We start from the raw sequence: 16,729 nt of genomic DNA, 5'->3' as shown, positions 1-16,729 counted from the left end.
TTTTGTCAGGCGGCTCGCGTGTGCGGAAATTCGGATGCCCGTCGAACGGCGGCCCCCCTACGGTGGCCCGATGACGTCGATCAAGCAGGTCCAGGTCACCTTCGACTGCGCGTCGCCCACGCGCGTCGCCCACTTCTGGTGCGAGGTGCTGGGGTACGTCGTACCGCCGCCGCCGAAGGGGTTCGCCAGTTGGGACGATTACGCCCTCTCCCTGCCGCCGGAGAAGCGGGACGCGGGCTTCGCCTGCCAGGACCCGACGGGGGCGGGCCCGCGGCTGTACTTCCAGCGCGTCCCCGAGGAGAAGGTCGTCAAGAACCGGGTGCATCTTGATGTGCGGGTCGGCACCGGGCTCGTGGGGGAGGAGCGCCTCGCCGCGCTGGAGGCCGAGTGCGCACGACTGCTGCCGCTCGGCGCGAAGCGGGTACGCCTGCTCCTGGCCGACGAGGAGAACGAGTCCTGCCTCGTGATGCAGGACGTCGAGGGCAACGAGTTCTGCCTGGACTGACCGCGTGACCGGCCGGGCGCTCCCCGGTACCGTGGCTCGGCATGACCGACTCCGCCTCCGACACCGCCGCCGGGATCGAGATCACGGCGGACCTGGTCCGTGCCCTGCTCCGGGAGCAGCATCCCGACCTCGCGGGACTGGCCGTCCGCGAGGTCGCGGGCGGCTGGGACAACCAGCAGTGGCGCCTCGGGGACGAGTTGGCCGTACGTATGCCGCGTACCGAACGCGCCCCGGACCTTCAGCGCAAGGAGCGCCGGTGGCTGCCCCACCTCGCTCCGCTACTGCCGCTCCCCGTCCCGCGCCCGGTGCGGGCCGGGGAACCGTCCGCACGCTTCCCGAAGCACTGGACGGTCATGACGTGGGTGCCCGGCGAGCCGCTCGACCGCACCTCGATCAGCCGCGGCGGCCACGCGGCCGACACCCTGGCGGACTTCCTGCGGGCGCTCCATGTGGCGGCGCCCGCCGAGGCGCCGGGCGTTGTGGACCGGGGCGCTCACCCGGGCACGTACACCGAGGGCTTCGACCACTTCTTCCGGTCCGTCGCCCTCGACGGCAGGGCCGACGAGGTCCGGGCCGTCTGGGACGACGCGGTCGCCGCCCCCGCGTGGGAGGGCCCGCCGGTCTGGGTGCACGGTGACCTCCACCCCGCGAACGTCGTCGTGTCGGACGGGACGCTCTCGGGCGTGATCGACTTCGGGGACCTGTTCGCCGGCGATCCGGCGTGGGACCTCGCGGCCGCCTGGGTCGTCCTTCCCCGGGGCGGCGCCGCACGGTTCTTCGACGCGTACGCGTACGCGGACGGGGCGACGGTCCGGCGCGCCCGTGGACTGGCCGCGCTGAAGAGCCTGTTCCTCATGCTCATGGGCCAGAACGGAGACCGGGGGCTTCCCGGCGGCAAGCCGGCCTGGGGACCCGCGGGCCGGGCGGCGCTCGATCGCGTCCTCGGCACCGACGTGGGGTGACCGCGCGCCGAGTGGGCGGCGTCCGTGACCGGACGCTCAGCCGGCCACAGGAAGCTCCCGGGCGAAGCGGCGGACCGCGTCGGCGAAGGCGTCCGGGGCGTCGAAGTTCGCGAGATGTCTGGCCCGTGGGATCAATTCGATACGGGCATCCGGATGCGCGCGGGCGAAGTCGGCCTCGCCGGACCGGAAGACGGTGTCCTTCTCGCCGTTCAGGATCAGCACCGGCGCCGCCACATGGCGCAGCGCGTCCGTGCCGAAGCGGCCCAGTACCTCGCCCCAGGCGGAGGGCAGGGTGTGGAAGGCGTAGCCGGAGCGGATGGTCGCCTCCACCACGTTCTGTGGGTAGTGCCGCAGCAGCAGCCGGTCGTTCCACCGGGACAGCCGGTCCGCCGAGATGCGGGGGATCAGGCCGGCGACCCACCGGTAGGGCGTGGCCCAGGGGCCGCGGGTGGACGCGCTGGCGCCCGCGAGAACCAGCCCGCGCAAACGCTCCGGGCAGCACCGGGCGAACTCCAGCGACACGTAACCGCCGAGGGAATGCCCGACGACCACGGCCGGTCCGCCGTCGAGTGAGTCCACCGCGGCGGCGACGACCTCCGTCGCGGCGCTCAGACTCCAGGGCTGCGCCGAGCGCGCTCCGTGGCCCGGAAGGTCGACGGCGGTAACCGGGAACTCCTCCTGGAGTGCGGCGAGTTGCGTACTCCATTGCCCCGCGCTGAAACGAGTCCCGTGCACGAAGACGATGGGCGGTGCGTCGGCTGTTGTCATCGGCCCCCCAGGTGGTGCCCCCAGACTAGTGCCCGCGCGGCGCGTACATGATCACGGCCATGCCGGCCAGGCAGACCAGGGCCCCGATGATGTCGAAGCGGTCCGGGCGGTAGCCGTCGGCGATCATGCCCCAGGCGATCGATCCGGCGACGAAGATGCCGCCGTACGCCGCGAGGATGCGGCCGAAGTTGTCGTCGCTCTGGAAGGTGGCGACCACGCCGTACAGACCGAGCGCGATGACGCCGGCCCCGATCCACGCCCAGCCCCTGTGCTCCCGCAGGCCCTGCCAGACCAGCCAGGCGCCCCCGATCTCGAACAGCGCGGCGACGACGAACAGGGCGATGGAACGGGCGACGAGCACGGGGGAGGGCTTCCTGGTGAAGGGCGGGCAGGGCAGAAGGGGACGGGGGAGGGTGTCAGTCGGTGGGGCCGAAGAGGTCCGTGAGCAGCGTGCCGCCGTCGGCGGGCGCGCGGACCTCCAGGTGCAGATACGGGCCGTCCAGGTGGAGGCGGAAGTCGAAGAACGGGCAGCACTCCTGCTCTGCGGCCGCCAGCTCGGCGACGCGCGTGACCCGGTCGACGGGCAGGGTCAGCCGCAGGCCTTCGGGCACGGCTGTCCGGGTCGCCCCGGCGACGGCCTCGCGCCACTGGGCGGTGCGCTCGTGAAGCCCCTCGCCGGTCAGCGAGCACGCCACCGGCGCGGCGCGCCACCGTTCCGCCTCCTGCTCGGCGGCCCGCCGCCCGGGCGACAGGACGACATCGACCGGCTGTCCGCCGACGGCCCCGCCGGAGACGGCTGCCGACCCCGGGGCTGCCGACCCCGCTCCCGGCGCCAGGAAGCCGCACTCCGGGTCGCACCGCCCCGCCCGGTCCGGCAGTGCGTCCAGGTGGGCCAGGGCCCCGCGCAGAGAAGCGGTGAAAGCCGCCAGCTCGGCGGCGCGGGCCTCCGCCTCGGCCAGGCGCGCCGAGATCCGGGGCCGCAGATCCGCCTTCACATCGCGGCACGCGCCGGCCTCCCACACCCCCACCAGCTCCCCGATCTCCTCCAGCGCAAGCCCCAGATGCTTGGCCGCGCCGATGAACGCCAGCCGGTCGACCGCGTCCTCGCCGTACATCCGGTACCCGGCGGGGGTCCGGTCGGCGGACAGCAGGCCCGCGCTCTCGTAGAACCGCAGGGTCGTCGCCGGCACCCCGCTGCGCTCGGCGAGCTGGGAGATCCGCATGGAGGTCATGCCACCGACCGTAAACCTTCCATCCGACTGGAAGGTCAAGGCGTCGTCGCTCCACGCCGTCGGGTCGCGCCGCGTCACGCGGTCCGTGTGTCAGCGCGGTCACAGGGCACCTGGGCATGACCGAGCGGCGGCTATGTACTAGAGTTATCTCGACATCGAGATATCTGCCGAGGCGCACCACAGCCGCCGCCCGGTAAGGGTTACCTAACTAAGCCTTACCTTAGCGGATGGCCGGAGCCGTAGGTGGCAAAACGCGGCGCCGGCTGCCAATGAGGCGCGGCGCGGTAGACGCGCACATTGAAGAAGGAGACTGTCGTGTCGGCGAACAGCTTCGACGCCCGCAGCACGCTGCGCGTGGGCGACGAGTCGTACGAGATCTTCAAGCTGGACAAGGTAGAGGGCTCCGCGCGCCTCCCGTACAGCCTGAAGGTCCTGCTGGAGAACCTGCTCCGTACCGAGGACGGCGCGAACATCACCGCCGACCACATCCGGGCCATCGGCGGCTGGGACTCCCAGGCGCAGCCCAGCCAGGAGATCCAGTTCACGCCGGCCCGCGTGATCATGCAGGACTTCACCGGCGTGCCTTGTGTCGTGGACCTCGCCACCATGCGTGAGGCCGTGAAGGAGCTGGGCGGCGACCCGGCGAAGATCAACCCGCTGGCCCCGGCCGAGCTGGTCATCGACCACTCCGTCATCGCCGACAAGTTCGGCACGAAGGACGCCTTCGGCCAGAACGTCGAGCTGGAGTACGGCCGTAACAAGGAGCGCTACCAGTTCCTGCGCTGGGGCCAGACCGCCTTCGACGAGTTCAAGGTCGTCCCCCCGGGCACCGGCATCGTCCACCAGGTGAACATCGAGCACCTGGCCCGTACCGTCATGGTCCGCAACGGCCAGGCGTACCCCGACACCCTCGTCGGCACCGACTCGCACACCACCATGGTCAACGGCCTCGGCGTGCTCGGCTGGGGCGTCGGCGGCATCGAGGCCGAGGCCGCCATGCTCGGCCAGCCGGTCTCCATGCTCATCCCGCGCGTCGTCGGCTTCAAGCTGACCGGTGAGCTCAAGCCCGGCACCACCGCCACCGACCTCGTGCTGACCATCACCGAGATGCTCCGCAAGCACGGCGTCGTCGGCAAGTTCGTCGAGTTCTACGGTGAGGGCGTCGCCGCCACCTCGCTCGCCAACCGCGCCACCATCGGCAACATGTCGCCGGAGTTCGGCTCCACCGCCGCGATCTTCCCGATCGACGACGAGACCCTGAACTACCTGCGCCTGACCGGCCGCGACGCCCAGCAGGTCGCCCTCGTCGAGGCGTACGCCAAGGAGCAGGGCCTCTGGCTGGACCCGAAGGCCGAGCCGGACTTCTCCGAGAAGCTGGAGCTCGACCTCGCCACGGTCGTCCCCTCCATCGCCGGCCCGAAGCGCCCGCAGGACCGCATCGTCCTCGCCAACGCCGCGCAGCAGTTCGCGCAGGACGTCCGCAACTACGTCTCCGACGACGAGGAGGCGGGCAAGGAGTCCTTCCCTGCCTCCGACGCCCCGGCCGTCTCCAACGGCGTCCCGTCGAAGCCGACCACCGTCACGGCCCCCGACGGCTCGACGTACGAGATCGACCACGGCGCCGTCACCGTCGCCGCGATCACCTCCTGCACCAACACCTCGAACCCGTACGTCATGGTCGCCGCCGCGCTCGTGGCGAAGAAGGCGGTCGAGAAGGGCCTGACCCGCAAGCCGTGGGTCAAGACCACCCTCGCCCCGGGCTCCAAGGTCGTCACCGACTACTTCGACAAGGCGGGGCTCACCCCCTACCTCGACAAGGTCGGCTTCAACCTCGTCGGCTACGGCTGCACCACCTGCATCGGCAACTCCGGCCCGCTGCCGGAGGAGGTCTCCAAGGCCGTCAACGACAACGACCTCGCGGTCACGTCGGTCCTCTCCGGCAACCGTAACTTCGAGGGCCGCATCAACCCCGACGTCAAGATGAACTACCTGGCGTCCCCGCCGCTGGTCGTCGCGTACGCCATCGCCGGTTCGATGAAGGTCGACATCACCAAGGACGCGCTCGGCACCGACCAGGACGGCAAGCCGGTCTTCCTGGCCGACATCTGGCCGACCGAGGCCGAGGTCAACGACGTCGTGGCGAACGCCATCGGCGAGGACATGTTCAACAAGTCCTACCAGGACGTCTTCGCGGGCGACGCCCAGTGGCAGGCGCTCCCCATCCCGACCGGCAACACCTTCGAGTGGGACGCCGAGTCCACCTACGTGCGCAAGCCCCCGTACTTCGAGGGCATGGCGATGGACCCGGCCCCGGTCGAGGACATCACCGGCGCCCGCGTCCTGGCCAAGCTCGGCGACTCGGTCACCACCGACCACATCTCCCCGGCCGGCGCCATCAAGGCCGACACCCCGGCCGGCAAGTACCTCACGGAGCACGGCATCGAGCGCCGTGACTTCAACTCCTACGGCTCGCGCCGTGGTAACCACGAGGTCATGATCCGCGGCACGTTCGCCAACATCCGCCTGCGCAACCAGATCGCGCCGGGCACCGAGGGCGGCTACACCCGCGACTTCACCCAGGACGGCGGTCCGGTGTCGTTCATCTACGACGCCTCGCAGAACTACCAGGCCGCCGGCACCCCGCTCGCGATCCTCGCGGGCAAGGAGTACGGCTCCGGCTCGTCCCGCGACTGGGCCGCCAAGGGCACCGCGCTCCTGGGCGTCAAGGCCGTCATCGCCGAGTCCTACGAGCGCATCCACCGCTCGAACCTCATCGGGATGGGCGTCCTCCCGCTCCAGTTCCCCGAGGGCCAGAACGCCGAGACCCTCGGCCTCACCGGCGAGGAGGCCTTCTCCTTCACCGGCGTCACCGAGCTGAACAACGGCACCACCCCCCGTACGGTCAAGGTCACCACCGACACCGGTGTGGAGTTCGACGCGGTCGTCCGCATCGACACCCCCGGCGAGGCCGACTACTACCGCAACGGCGGCATCCTTCAGTACGTGCTCCGCAGCCTGATTCGCAGCTGATCACCGAGCGGCACAGCGCAAGGGCCGCACTCCGGGTTCTCCCCGGGGTGCGGCCCTTCCGCGTTCCCCGGTCCGGACGTGCGATGGTGGGCCTGCGGCGCCCCCACCCCGCGCCACCCGTACAGAAAGTGAACGGACCACCCATGGGCGAGCTGATCCTCATCCGGCACGGCGAGACCGAGTGGTCCCGTTCCGGGCAGCACACGAGCTGGACCGACCTCCCCCTCACCGACGTCGGGGAGCGCCAGGCCCGCGCGCTCGTCCCGCTGCTGGCCGACCGGCGCATCGGGCTCACCCTCGTCAGCCCGTCGATCCGGGCCCGCCGCACCGCCGAACTGGCCGGGCTCCCCGACCCCCGGGTCACCCCCGAGCTGCGGGAGTGGGACTACGGCGGGTACGAGGGCGTCACCACCCGGGAGATCCGCCGCACCCGCCCCTTCTGGAACCTCTGGACCGACGGCGTCGACCCCGGCTCCGACGAGCACCCCGGCGAGAGCCCCGCCCAGATCGGGGAGCGGGCCGACCAGGTGCTCGCGGGCGTCCGGTCGGCCGCCGAAGAAGTCGCGGACGAGGAGGACATCGCGCTCGTCGCGCACTCGCACTTCCTGCGCGTCCTCACCGCCCGCTACCTCGGCCTGACCCCCGCCGAGGGCCGCCTCTTCCAGCTCGCCACCGGCGCCGTCTCCCGCCTCGGCACCGAACACGGCCGCCCGGTCGTCGCCGCGCTCAACGTCGCCCTGCCGGAGAGCCTCCAGGGGGCCTGAACACGGAGGGCTTAAACAGAAAGGCCGCCGCCATCCCCTTCGCGTACGGGGATGGCGGCGGCCCTCGTGCGCCGCCGGGCGCGGGTTCAGTACTGCTGCTGTGGCGGCTGCTGCTTCTTGCCGATCACATTGGCCACGGCGAAGGCGCCCCCCGCGGCCACGACCAGGCCCACGAGGGCGACGCCGCCGTTGAGGCGATGCCACCAGAACTTGTGCGGGGCCAAGGGCTCGTTCTCCAGCACCAGTTCGAGCAGATCGACACCGCCGGCGTCGAGCAGCGTGAACACATAGCCGTTGGCGACGCCGAAGTACGCGGCCAGCGTGGCCAGGATCGCGGCCCAGACCTGCGGTCCGGCCGCACGGCCTCCGGTGCGGCCCACCACCGCTCCCACACCCACCGCGAGCGCGGCCGCGAGGACCAGGTAGCTGGCCTGGAGGCCCACCCGGGACAGGTCCTTGTGGGTGGCCAGCAGGATCCCCGAGTACACCAGCCCGAGGGCTCCCGAGACGAGCAGCCCGAGGAAGAAGGCCTTGCCCGACCGCGGGCCGCCGGCCGGCCGGAAACCCGGCTGGTAGGGGGAGCCCCAGCCCTGCTGCATCGGCTGCTGGGGAGGGTAAGGGGCGGCCGGGTAGCCGTACCCCGGCTGCTGCTGCGGTCCGGGCTGACCGTACGGGTTGTGCTGCGGTGGCTGTGGCTGCCAGGGCTGGCTCATAGTCGTCCCCCGTTGTGAATGCGTTGCCCACGCATGAGCGTGCGAGCGGCCCAAACTACCAAGACCTCGGCTCCCGCCCCACACGGCGCTCGGGACCTGAACGGCTGCGGTTCCGGTGGCGCGATCCGATAACCTGCCCCGGGCTCTTTTGCCGTTCGGCGAACGGCCCGCACCAACCGAGTCCGCTTCAACTGAGCCAGCTACGCATTCTTTTCGGGGGATCATCACATGCGTGTTCGTCGCGCCGTCGGCGCAGCAACTCTCGCTCTCACCGCCGCCATCACCCTCTCCGGCTGCACCGACAACCCGAGCGACAAGGCCTTCGGCGGCCTCGGCGACGCTCCGGTGCAGCCGAGCATGCCGAATCCGTCGTTCTCGTTGCGGCCGAGCGGAATGCCCGACTTCCCGGGCGCCTCGTCGGGCGGATCGAGCAGCTCCGGAGGGCTCTCCTCCGGCGGCAGCGGCGGCAGCACCTCGGGCGGCACCACCGGTGGCCTCTCCTCCGGCGGTCTCTCCTCCGGTGGCAGCGGCGGCAGCGGTCCGACCTCGCGGCCGCAGTACAACGCGCCCGCCAACAGCGAGGTCATCGGCGAGAATTGCAGTTACCAGCGCTCCACCGGACGGATCACCTACGAGGTCGACATCCAGAACGCGTCCACCGAGTTCGCCTACCAGTACAACTTCACGGTGCAGTTCAAGGTCGGCAAGTACCCCAACTCCACCGTCGCGAGCAAGAGCATCAGCTCCCAGTTCAAGACGGTGACCGTCGCCCCGGGCGGCGACCGGTCCATCTCGCTGCACGCTTCGTACCCCACCAACGAGCGGCTCGTCTACTCGTGCCAGGTGATCTCGGCCCGCAAGTCCCCGGCGTCGTAACGCAACAAAGGGAAGGGGCGGGAGTGGACCAGCCACTCCCGCCCCTGTGTCGCCCCCGGCCTGCCGGGGAGACGGATCAGCTCAGCAGCTCGACCTCCGCCAGCGTCGCCGAGCCGTCCAGGACGAGCCGGTAGTGCCGGTACTCACCGGGCTTCGCCACCGAGAACACCCGGGTCTGCTTGTCCCAGGCGAACGACTGGCCGGCGCGGCGGTCGACGTCCTTCCACTTCTTGCCGTCCGCCGAGCCCTGGAGCGTCCACCCCTTCGGGGCCTTGTCCGCCGCCGCCGAGGTCAGCGTGTACTGGACGCCCTTCGTGGCCGAGGACACCGGCAGCTCCACCGACTCCACCGTCGCCGACGTGGCGGAGGTGTCGTCGAACAGCGCGCCGTCCCCCTTCAGCGCGTCGCCCTTGGGCGTCGGGACCTTGTCGTCCTTCTGCACCGAGACCGGGGCCGCGTCCTTGCCCGTGCCCCAGGCCGACGGCTTCGGGCCCATGGCGAACTCCAGCGTGCCGCCCTTGGCCAGCACGTCGTGGGGGAGCGCCGTGGAGGTCCACTTCTTGCCGTTGACCTTCACGCCCTGCACATAGATGTTCTTGTCGCTGTTCTTCGGGGCCTTCACGACCAGCTTGCGGCCGTTGTCCATGCGGACGGTGACCTTCTTGAAGAGCGGCGAGCCGATCGCGTACTCCCCGCTGCCCATCACCAGCGGGTAGAAGCCGAGCGAGGAGAAGAGGAACCACGCCGACTGCTCGCCGTTGTCCTCGTCGCCGTGGATGCCCTGCCCGATCTCGCTGCCGACGTACAGCCGGCCCAGCACCTCGCGGACCTTCTCCTGCGTCTTGTACGGCTGCGAGGCCGCGTTGTACATGTACGTGGCGTGGTGGGCGACCTGGTTGCTGTGCCCGTACTGGCCCATCCGCACGTCCCGCGCCTCGGTCATCTCGTGGATGACCCCACCGTAGCTGCCGACGAACTCCGGGCCCGCCGTCTCCGGTGTCGAGAAGTACGTGTCCAGCTTCTTGCCCAGACCCGCGCGGCCGCCGTACAGGTTGGCCAGGCCCCGGCTGTCCTGCGGGGCGGTGAAGGCGTAGCCCCAGCCGTTGGTCTCGGTGTAGTCGTAGCCCCAGACCCGCGGGTCGTACTCGTCCGAGGGCAGGCGCCAGTCGCCGTTGGGCTTCTTCCCCTGGAAGAACCCGGCCTTGCCGTCGAAGAGCTTGACGTACTTCTGCGCCCGGTTCATGAAGTACTCGGACTCTTCCTTGTACCGTGCCTTCTTCGTCTTCTTGTACAGCTCCTGGCCCATGCGGGCGATGCCGTAGTCGTTGACGTAACCCTCCAGGGACCAGGACAGGCCCTCGTGGGTGGCGGTGTCGGCGTAACCGGTGAAGACCGAGGTCTCCAGGCCCTTGCGGCCGACGCCCGAGGACGGCGGGGCCACGGTGGCGTTCTTGAGCGCCGCGTCGTAGGCCGCCTCGGCGTCGAACTTCACGCCCTTGACGTACGCGTCGGCGAACGCCACGTCCGAGCTGGTGCCGGTCATCAGGTCCGCGTAGCCGGGGGAGGACCAGCGCGAGGTCCAGCCGCCGTCCTTGTAGTGCTGGACGAAACCGTCCACCAGCTTCCCGGCCTTCTTCGGGGAGAAGAAGGAGTAGGCGGGCCACGTCGTGCGGTAGGTGTCCCAGAAGCCGTTGTTGACGTACACCTCACCGTCGACGATCTTCGCGCCGGTCTGCGTCGGGGTGTTCTCCCCGGTCGCCTTGGAGAAGGGGCTGGCGTACTTGTTCTTGCCCTTCACCTTCTCGTGGCCCGAGTTCGGGTAGAGGTAGAGCCGGTAGAGGCTGGAGTAGAGCGTCGTCAGCTGGTCGGCGTCGGCGCCCTCGACCTCGACCGTGCCCAGGACGTCGTCCCAGGCCGACTGCGCCTTGCGCTGCACCTTCTCGAAGGACGTCGACTCCGGGATCTCCATCGCCAGGTTCTGCTTCGCCTGGTCGACGCTGATCAGCGAGGTCGCCAGCCGCAGGTTGACCGTGCGGTCCTTGCCCGCGTCGAAGCGGAAGAACCCGGTGACGTCGTCGCCCCCGCCGCCCTTCAGCTTGCCGCTGTCGGTGACCGGCGCGTCGAAGACGCCGTACACGAACATCCGGGTCGCGCCGGTGGACAGGCCGCTCTTGACGTCCGTGTATCCGGAGAAGGAGCTGGTCTTCGGGTCCAGCGTGATGCCGCCGTCGTTCGAGACGTTGTCGAAGATCAGGCTGGCGTCCTTGCCCGGATAGGTGAACCGCATCCGGGCCGCGTGGTCGGTCGGCGCCATCTCGGCCTTGAGGCCGTTCTCGAACGTGACGCCGTAGTAGTGCGGCCTCGCCGTCTCGTTCTCGTGCCGGAACGGCAGCGCACGGGCGGTCCGGGACGCGTCCGGGGTGCCGCTCGCGGCCGACGGCATCACCTGGAAGGTCTGCCGGTCGCCCATCCACGGGCTCGGCTCATGGCTCGCGCCGAACGCCTGGAGCGTGGGGAGGTTGTCCTCGTTGTTGCCCCGGTGGTAGTCGTACAGCCAGCTCAGCGAACCGGCGTTCGTCACCGGCGTCCAGAAGTTGAAGCCGTGCGGGACCGCCGTGGCCGGAATGTTGTTGCCGCGCGAGAAGCCGCCGCTGGAGTTGGTGCCGCGGGTCGTCAGCGCGTAGTCCGACAGATGCGCCTTGCGCTTCTCCGGAGCCTTCGGGGCGATCGCGATGTCGTCGATCCAGCCCTGGAACTTCGCCTTCCCCTTGGGGGAGTCGTACGCCACCAGAATCCGGTCCACCGTCTTGCCCGCGGCGACCGTGCCGATCCGGGCGGCGACCTTGTTCCACTGGTTGACGTAGAGGCGCTTGGCGTCCGCCTGGCCCTGCGGGGTCAGCAGCCCGCCGTGGCTGTCGGTGGCCTTCAGATCGCTCAGGTACGTGCCGTCGGTGAAGGCGAGATCCACCGCGACATGGGTGGCCGGGTAGTTCAGGTCCGTCTCGCCCATCTGCGGATAGACGAGATAGGACAGCTCGGTGTCCTTGGTGACGGCCGTGTTCACGTCGAAGATCTTGTTGTACGAGTACGCGCGCCCGTCGGGCTTGTGCGTACCCGCGTAACGCAGTGCCTTCTTTCCGGTGAATCCCGCGCCGGACTTCGCGGTGGGGGAGCCGGAGGGGCCGCGGTCGGGCTGGCTGCGCATCTCGTCGGGCACCGGGGTGGAGGTGTCACCGTTCGAGAACTGAACGTCGGCGAGCTGGAGCGCGTCCGCGCCGTTGTTCGCGGTGATCTCCAGGCGGAGGTGCGGGTAGGCGGTGTCGCCTTCGAAGTCGTACGTCTTCGTCTCGTGCCGCTTGGCGAAGGACTCGCCGCTGCGGGTGTCGAGGTCGGTCCACTCCTTGCCGTCCGCCGAGCCCTTGAGCGTCCAGTCCTTCGGGTCGCGTTCGGCGTGGTCGTTGGCCGAAGTGAGTGCGTACGTCACGACCTTGACCGGTTCGTCCAGATCGAACTCGACCCAGCCGGTCTTCGCGAACGTCAGCCACTTGGAGGCCGGCTCGACATCGACGAGGTTCTCCTTGACCTCGCCACCCGCGGTGTTCTCGGCGCTCGCCCGCACCTCCGTCACCCGGTCGGTGACATTGCCCGGGATGCCGGAGGAGAAGCCCCCGTCGACACCGGAGGACCGCTTCTTGCCGTCGGGGCCCTCCTCGACGGTGTTGCGCCAGTCCGGCTGCTTCTCGTCCGCCTCGAAGGAGGTGGTGAACGTCCGGTCGCCGGCGGGCTTCCGGTCCGGCGAGGAGGGCTGCGCGGTGGCGACCGCGGGGGCGATCACCACCAGGGCGAGGGAAGCCGCCAGAGCGGCTGCTGTGGGGGTCCGTCTCCGGCGGGGGGCCGGGCCGGGGACCGCGTGAGGGGCTGTGTCGAAGCCGTGGTTGAGGCCGCTTGGTGGCTGCATGCCGAGCCGTTCCTCCCCGGGAAAATGCATGGACAACGTTGTCATAGCGGGATGCAAGGTCCAGTAGGGAGCCAAGTGACAGGACGTGTCAAGGGTGTTGTCGCGCGGCCCGTCGGCGAATCGGCCGGAATGGGGAAATAGCAGCCGTGGGAGGAGGGGGCGGGGCGCCGAGGTATCCGGGAGGTCTCAACTCGGGAAAGACTGCCGTCCAAACCTGCTTTCGATCTTGCTCAGTTGGCGACAAGTGGACTATACCTGTCGGCATCTGCACAGCCGTTTCACACGGATGTGCGCGGGGGAAACAGGAACGTCGCGAGGACGCCGAGGGTGTCCTCGCTGTACGGTCTCCCGGCATCCCCACCGCACCGGCCTGTCCGGTGCGTCTGCATATCCGCATGACCCAAGCGCAACTGACCGCGGTGGCGGGGCCCTTCACCCGAGGCGAATTCTCGACGGGTGACCCGGCACACCGCCTGAGTCCTGGAGAAGGCGAGGACTTGAGCATGGGATCCACCTCCGCCCACAACAATGAGGGCCTTGGCCGTCGCGATCTGATCAAGCGTTCTGCCGCACTCGGCCTGATCGCTGTTCCGACGATGAGCTTCCTGTCCGCCTGCGCGAGCGGCGACAGCAAGAGCGACGACAAGGTCGAAAAGGGCGAAAAGAGCGACAAGAACCCGCTGGCCGTCAACGGCAGCGCACCGCTGGAGATCGTCATCTTCGACGGTGGCTTCGGCACCAAGTACGCCGAGGACGCCAAGGCCGTCTACGAGAAGACCTACCCCGAGGCGAAGGTCAAGTTCTCGGCGACGCAGAAGATCCAGTCGGTTCTTCAGCCGCGGTTCAACGGTGGCACCCCGCCGGACCTGATCGACAACTCCGGCGCGCAGCAGATGGACATGGGCGTCCTGGTCGGCAAGAAGCAGCTCACCGACCTGACCCCGCTCCTCGACGCCCCCTCCATCGACGACCCCGCCAAGAAGGTCCGCGACACCCTGCGGCCCGGCATCGTCGAGATGGGCCAGTTCGACGGCGACCCGGTCTGGATCATGTACTACGCGTACACGGTCTACGGCGTCTGGTACTCGCAGACCGCGCTGGAGAAGCTCGACTCGACGTACCCGGAGAACTGGGACGACATGCTCGCGCTCTGCGCGAAGGCGAAGAAGGAGGGCATCGCCGGCTGGACCTACCCCGGCAAGCACCCGTACTACCTCCCCTTCTCGCTGTACCCCTTCATCGCCAAGATCGGCGGTGTCGAGGTCCTCGACGCGATCGACAACCTGGAGCCGAAGGCCTGGGAGCACCCCGCGGTCAAGGCGGCCTTCGAGGCGTACTACGAGCTCGTCGCCAAGGGCTACATCCTCAAGGGCACCCCCGGCCTCGACCACCGCGGTTCGCAGGGCGCCTGGGCCCGCGGCAAGGCGCTGTTCATCCCGAACGGCTCCTGGGTGGAGAACGAGGAAGCGGCGATCATCCCCAAGGACTTCAAGCTGTCCGTGGGCGCCCCCTCCAGCCTCGACTCCTCCGACAAGATGCCGTTCGGCACCATCTGGGCGTCCGGCGGCGAGCCGTTCATCGTCCCGAGCAAGGCGAAGAACGTCGAGGGCGGTATGGAGCAGCTGCGCATCATGCTCAGCGAGGCCTCCTCCAAGTCCTTCACCAGCAACACCAAGTCGCTGTCCGCCTTCAACGGCGGCACGGACGGCATCGAGCTGTCCGACGGCCTCAAGTCCGGTGTCGCCGCGCTGGAGAAGGCCGGCACCAACGTGGTCAACCCGCGCCTCCAGGACTGGTACGTGAAGCTCCAGAAGGAGCAGATCGGTGTCGCCGCGCTCGGCGAGATGATGGCGGGCCGCGCCAAGCCGGCCGAGACCATCAAGAAGATCCAGGCCTTCGCCGACGCGACCGCCAAGGACCAGTCCATCAAGCACTTCAGGCACCAGTGACCACGCGTCACCAGCGGCGGGCAGCACGGGAAGGTCGGAGTCGGTAACGATGCAACACGGTAAATACCGGTTCATAGTCGGGTTCTTGGTGGTCCCGATGGCGTTGTACGTCATCTTCGTCATCTGGCCCTTCATCCAGTCCATCTACTACTCGTTCACGGACTGGACGGGTCTGAGCCCCGACTTCAAGATGGTCGGGTTCGACAACTACACCAAGATGCTCGACGACGACGTCTTCTGGAAATCGCTCCAGCACAGTGTGCTGCTGGCGGTGCTGCTCCCGCTGGTGACGCTGGGCCTCGCGCTCTTCTTCGCCTTCATGCTCAACGTGGGCGGGCGGCGCCGCAAGGGCGCCGCCGTCACCGGCGTACGGGGCTCGGGGTTCTACAAGATCGCGTACTTCTTCCCGCAGGTGCTCTCGATCGCGATCGTGGCCATCCTGTTCCAGTTCGCCTTCGACCCGGCCCAGGGCATGATCAACGGCACGCTCAAGGCCGTGGGCTTCGACGACGTACCGGACTGGCTGGGCGATCCGAACCTGGCCCTGTGGGTCATCATGGCGGTCCTCGTCTGGTGCACCACTGGCTTCTTCGTGGTGCTGTTCTCCGCGGGCATGGCCTCCATCCCCAAGGACTTCTACGAGGCGGCCCTGCTGGACGGGGCGAGCCGCTTCACGACCTTCTTCCGGATCACGCTGCCCCTGCTGTGGGACACGGTCCAGTCCGGCTGGGTCTACATGGGCATCCTGGCGCTCGGCGCCGAGGGCTTCGCCATCGTCCACATCATGAGCGTCGGCCCCGGCGGGCCCGACTACTCGACCACCGTCCTGCCGCTGTACGTCTACCAGTCGGCGTTCCGTGACGGACAGGCGGGCTACGCGACCACGATCGGTGTCGCCCTGCTCATCGTGACGCTGGCGTTCGCCGCCATCGTCATGCGGGTGGGCCGGCGCGAGCGGCTGGAGTTCTGATGAAGACCACTGACACCCCTCCGTCCGGGCCCGCGGGGTCCCCGTCCGGGGCCGACGCCAAGGTTCCGGCCCAGCGCTCCGGGACGGTCTCCAAGGGCTCATCGGCCCCCGCGAAGAGCAGCGAGGGCACCGTCCTCAACGTCTTCTCGCACGGGATGCTGATCCTGTGGGCGATCATGGTCGTCCTGCCGCTGTTCTGGGCGGTGATGTCCTCGTTCAAGACCGACTCGGACATCTTCAACACCCCGTGGTCGCTGCCCACCTCGCTGAACTTCGACAGCTGGGGCCGGGCCTGGAGCCAGGCCCACATGAGCGAGTACTTCCTGAACACCATCCTGGTGGTGGGCGGGTCGCTGGTGGGCACCCTGGTCCTCGGGTCCATGGCCGCCTATGTGCTGGCCCGCTTCGAGTTCCCCGGGAACCGCTTCATTTACTTCTTGTTCGTCGGCGGCATGAGCTTCCCGATCATGCTGGCGCTGGTCCCGCTGTTCTACGTCATGGACAACATGGGGCTGCTGAACACGATCCACGGCCTGATCGCCGTGTACATCGCGTACTCGCTGCCGTTCACCGTGTTCTTCCTGACCTCGTTCTTCCGTACGCTGCCGACCTCGGTGGCGGAGGCGTCGATCATCGACGGGGCCTCGCACACCCGGACGTTCTTCCAGGTCATGCTGCCGATGGCCAAGCCCGGCCTGATCAGCGTCGGGATCTTCAACTTCCTGGGGCAGTGGAACCAGTACATGCTGCCGACGGTGCTGAACACCGACCCGGAGAAGCGGGTGCTGGCTCAGGGCTTGGTGGAGCTGGCCGCCAGCCAGGGCTACAAGGGCGACTACTCCGGCCTCTTCGCCGGTCTGGTGATCGCGATGCTGCCCGTGCTGGCCGCCTACATCATCTTCCAGCGGCAGGTCGTCTCCGGTCTGACGGCGGGCGCGCTGAAGTAGGTCACGCGAGAAGGTCACATATCGGCAACAACCCGGTGCCCCGGCGGAGTCCCTC

Annotated in this window: 13 protein-coding genes; 8 read left to right on the top strand and 5 right to left on the bottom strand. The window is 69.1% G+C overall.

Features of this window, described 5'->3' with window-relative positions; genetic code table 11:
* Positions 1–70 precede the first annotated feature (70 nt).
* The gene (locus A3Q37_RS04770) at positions 71–505 is read left to right on the top strand and encodes a VOC family protein (RefSeq protein ID WP_065478002.1); all 435 of its coding nucleotides are present in this window, start codon (positions 71–73) and stop codon (positions 503–505) included.
* Positions 506–546: 41 nt separating this feature from the next.
* Complete coding sequence (locus A3Q37_RS04765; RefSeq protein WP_065477873.1) at positions 547–1,467, top strand: aminoglycoside phosphotransferase family protein; 921 nt, start codon at positions 547–549, stop codon at positions 1,465–1,467.
* Between the two features lie 36 nt (positions 1,468–1,503).
* Here A3Q37_RS04765 and A3Q37_RS04760 read toward each other — a convergent pair whose 3' ends face one another.
* The 3 genes from A3Q37_RS04760 to A3Q37_RS04750 are packed head-to-tail and all read right to left on the bottom strand — an operon-like array spanning position 1,504 to position 3,467.
* Positions 1,504–2,235, bottom strand: a complete 732-nt coding sequence (locus A3Q37_RS04760) for an alpha/beta fold hydrolase (protein WP_065477870.1) — start codon at positions 2,233–2,235, stop codon at positions 1,504–1,506.
* A gap of 25 nt (positions 2,236–2,260) precedes the next feature.
* Entirely contained in the window at positions 2,261–2,596 is a 336-nt protein-coding gene (locus A3Q37_RS04755; RefSeq protein WP_065477867.1) for a YnfA family protein, read from the bottom strand.
* A 55-nt stretch (positions 2,597–2,651) separates the two neighbouring features.
* Positions 2,652–3,467 carry a MerR family transcriptional regulator gene (locus A3Q37_RS04750; RefSeq protein ID WP_065477864.1) on the bottom strand — a complete coding sequence of 272 codons (816 nt, stop codon included), beginning with the start codon at positions 3,465–3,467 and terminating at the stop codon, positions 2,652–2,654.
* Positions 3,468–3,782: 315 nt separating this feature from the next.
* Between A3Q37_RS04750 and acnA the strand changes: the two genes are divergently transcribed.
* Positions 3,783–6,497 carry an aconitate hydratase AcnA gene (gene acnA, locus A3Q37_RS04745; protein WP_065477861.1) on the top strand — a complete coding sequence of 905 codons (2,715 nt, stop codon included), beginning with the start codon at positions 3,783–3,785 and terminating at the stop codon, positions 6,495–6,497.
* 143 nt (positions 6,498–6,640) lie between these two features.
* Positions 6,641–7,261: a histidine phosphatase family protein gene (locus A3Q37_RS04740; RefSeq protein ID WP_065477858.1), complete on the top strand. Its 621-nt coding sequence runs from the start codon at positions 6,641–6,643 to the stop codon at positions 7,259–7,261.
* An 86-nt stretch (positions 7,262–7,347) separates the two neighbouring features.
* Here A3Q37_RS04740 and A3Q37_RS04735 read toward each other — a convergent pair whose 3' ends face one another.
* The gene (locus tag A3Q37_RS04735) at positions 7,348–7,974 is read right to left on the bottom strand and encodes a hypothetical protein (protein ID WP_141693549.1); all 627 of its coding nucleotides are present in this window, start codon (positions 7,972–7,974) and stop codon (positions 7,348–7,350) included.
* 228 nt (positions 7,975–8,202) lie between these two features.
* Here A3Q37_RS04735 and A3Q37_RS37115 point away from each other — a divergent pair, with 228 nt between their 5' ends.
* Complete coding sequence (locus A3Q37_RS37115; protein ID WP_065477853.1) at positions 8,203–8,850, top strand: hypothetical protein; 648 nt, start codon at positions 8,203–8,205, stop codon at positions 8,848–8,850.
* Between the two features lie 76 nt (positions 8,851–8,926).
* Here A3Q37_RS37115 and A3Q37_RS04725 read toward each other — a convergent pair whose 3' ends face one another.
* Positions 8,927–12,808, bottom strand: a complete 3,882-nt coding sequence (locus A3Q37_RS04725; protein WP_065477850.1) for a GH92 family glycosyl hydrolase — start codon at positions 12,806–12,808, stop codon at positions 8,927–8,929.
* 503 nt (positions 12,809–13,311) lie between these two features.
* Between A3Q37_RS04725 and ngcE the strand changes: the two genes are divergently transcribed.
* From ngcE to A3Q37_RS04710, 3 genes are read left to right on the top strand one after another with little or no spacing between them, the layout of a single operon-like run.
* Positions 13,312–14,757 carry an N-acetylglucosamine/diacetylchitobiose ABC transporter substrate-binding protein gene (gene ngcE, locus A3Q37_RS04720; protein ID WP_065477847.1) on the top strand — a complete coding sequence of 482 codons (1,446 nt, stop codon included), beginning with the start codon at positions 13,312–13,314 and terminating at the stop codon, positions 14,755–14,757.
* A 49-nt stretch (positions 14,758–14,806) separates the two neighbouring features.
* Positions 14,807–15,727 carry a carbohydrate ABC transporter permease gene (locus A3Q37_RS04715; RefSeq protein ID WP_065477844.1) on the top strand — a complete coding sequence of 307 codons (921 nt, stop codon included), beginning with the start codon at positions 14,807–14,809 and terminating at the stop codon, positions 15,725–15,727.
* A complete protein-coding gene (locus A3Q37_RS04710) occupies positions 15,727–16,674 on the top strand; it encodes a carbohydrate ABC transporter permease (protein ID WP_065477841.1) in 948 nt (315 codons plus the stop codon). Before A3Q37_RS04715 ends, A3Q37_RS04710 begins: the two co-directional genes overlap by 1 nt.
* Positions 16,675–16,729: the final 55 nt, after the last annotated feature.

The sequence above is a fragment of the Streptomyces sp. PTY087I2 genome, from assembly GCF_001687325.1.
Lineage (GTDB): Bacteria > Actinomycetota > Actinomycetes > Streptomycetales > Streptomycetaceae > Streptomyces.
Note: the sequence above shows the minus strand (reverse complement) of the source record. Positions and strands in the feature narration are given on the sequence as shown.

Excerpts from the sequence above, each read along its gene's own strand:
- A3Q37_RS04735 (WP_141693549.1), bottom strand. The coding sequence starts at position 7,974 with ATGAGCCAGCCCTGGCAGCCACAGCCACCGCAGCACAACCCGTACGGT.
- A3Q37_RS04770 (WP_065478002.1), top strand. The coding sequence starts at position 71 with ATGACGTCGATCAAGCAGGTCCAGGTCACCTTCGACTGCGCGTCGCCC.
- A3Q37_RS04725 (WP_065477850.1), bottom strand. The coding sequence starts at position 12,808 with ATGCAGCCACCAAGCGGCCTCAACCACGGCTTCGACACAGCCCCTCAC.
- A3Q37_RS04740 (WP_065477858.1), top strand. The coding sequence starts at position 6,641 with ATGGGCGAGCTGATCCTCATCCGGCACGGCGAGACCGAGTGGTCCCGT.
- A3Q37_RS04715 (WP_065477844.1), top strand. The coding sequence starts at position 14,807 with ATGCAACACGGTAAATACCGGTTCATAGTCGGGTTCTTGGTGGTCCCG.
- A3Q37_RS04750 (WP_065477864.1), bottom strand. The coding sequence starts at position 3,467 with ATGACCTCCATGCGGATCTCCCAGCTCGCCGAGCGCAGCGGGGTGCCG.
- A3Q37_RS37115 (WP_065477853.1), top strand. The coding sequence starts at position 8,203 with ATGCGTGTTCGTCGCGCCGTCGGCGCAGCAACTCTCGCTCTCACCGCC.
- A3Q37_RS04765 (WP_065477873.1), top strand. The coding sequence starts at position 547 with ATGACCGACTCCGCCTCCGACACCGCCGCCGGGATCGAGATCACGGCG.
- A3Q37_RS04710 (WP_065477841.1), top strand. The coding sequence starts at position 15,727 with ATGAAGACCACTGACACCCCTCCGTCCGGGCCCGCGGGGTCCCCGTCC.
- A3Q37_RS04760 (WP_065477870.1), bottom strand. The coding sequence starts at position 2,235 with ATGACAACAGCCGACGCACCGCCCATCGTCTTCGTGCACGGGACTCGT.
- ngcE (WP_065477847.1), top strand. The coding sequence starts at position 13,312 with ATGGGATCCACCTCCGCCCACAACAATGAGGGCCTTGGCCGTCGCGAT.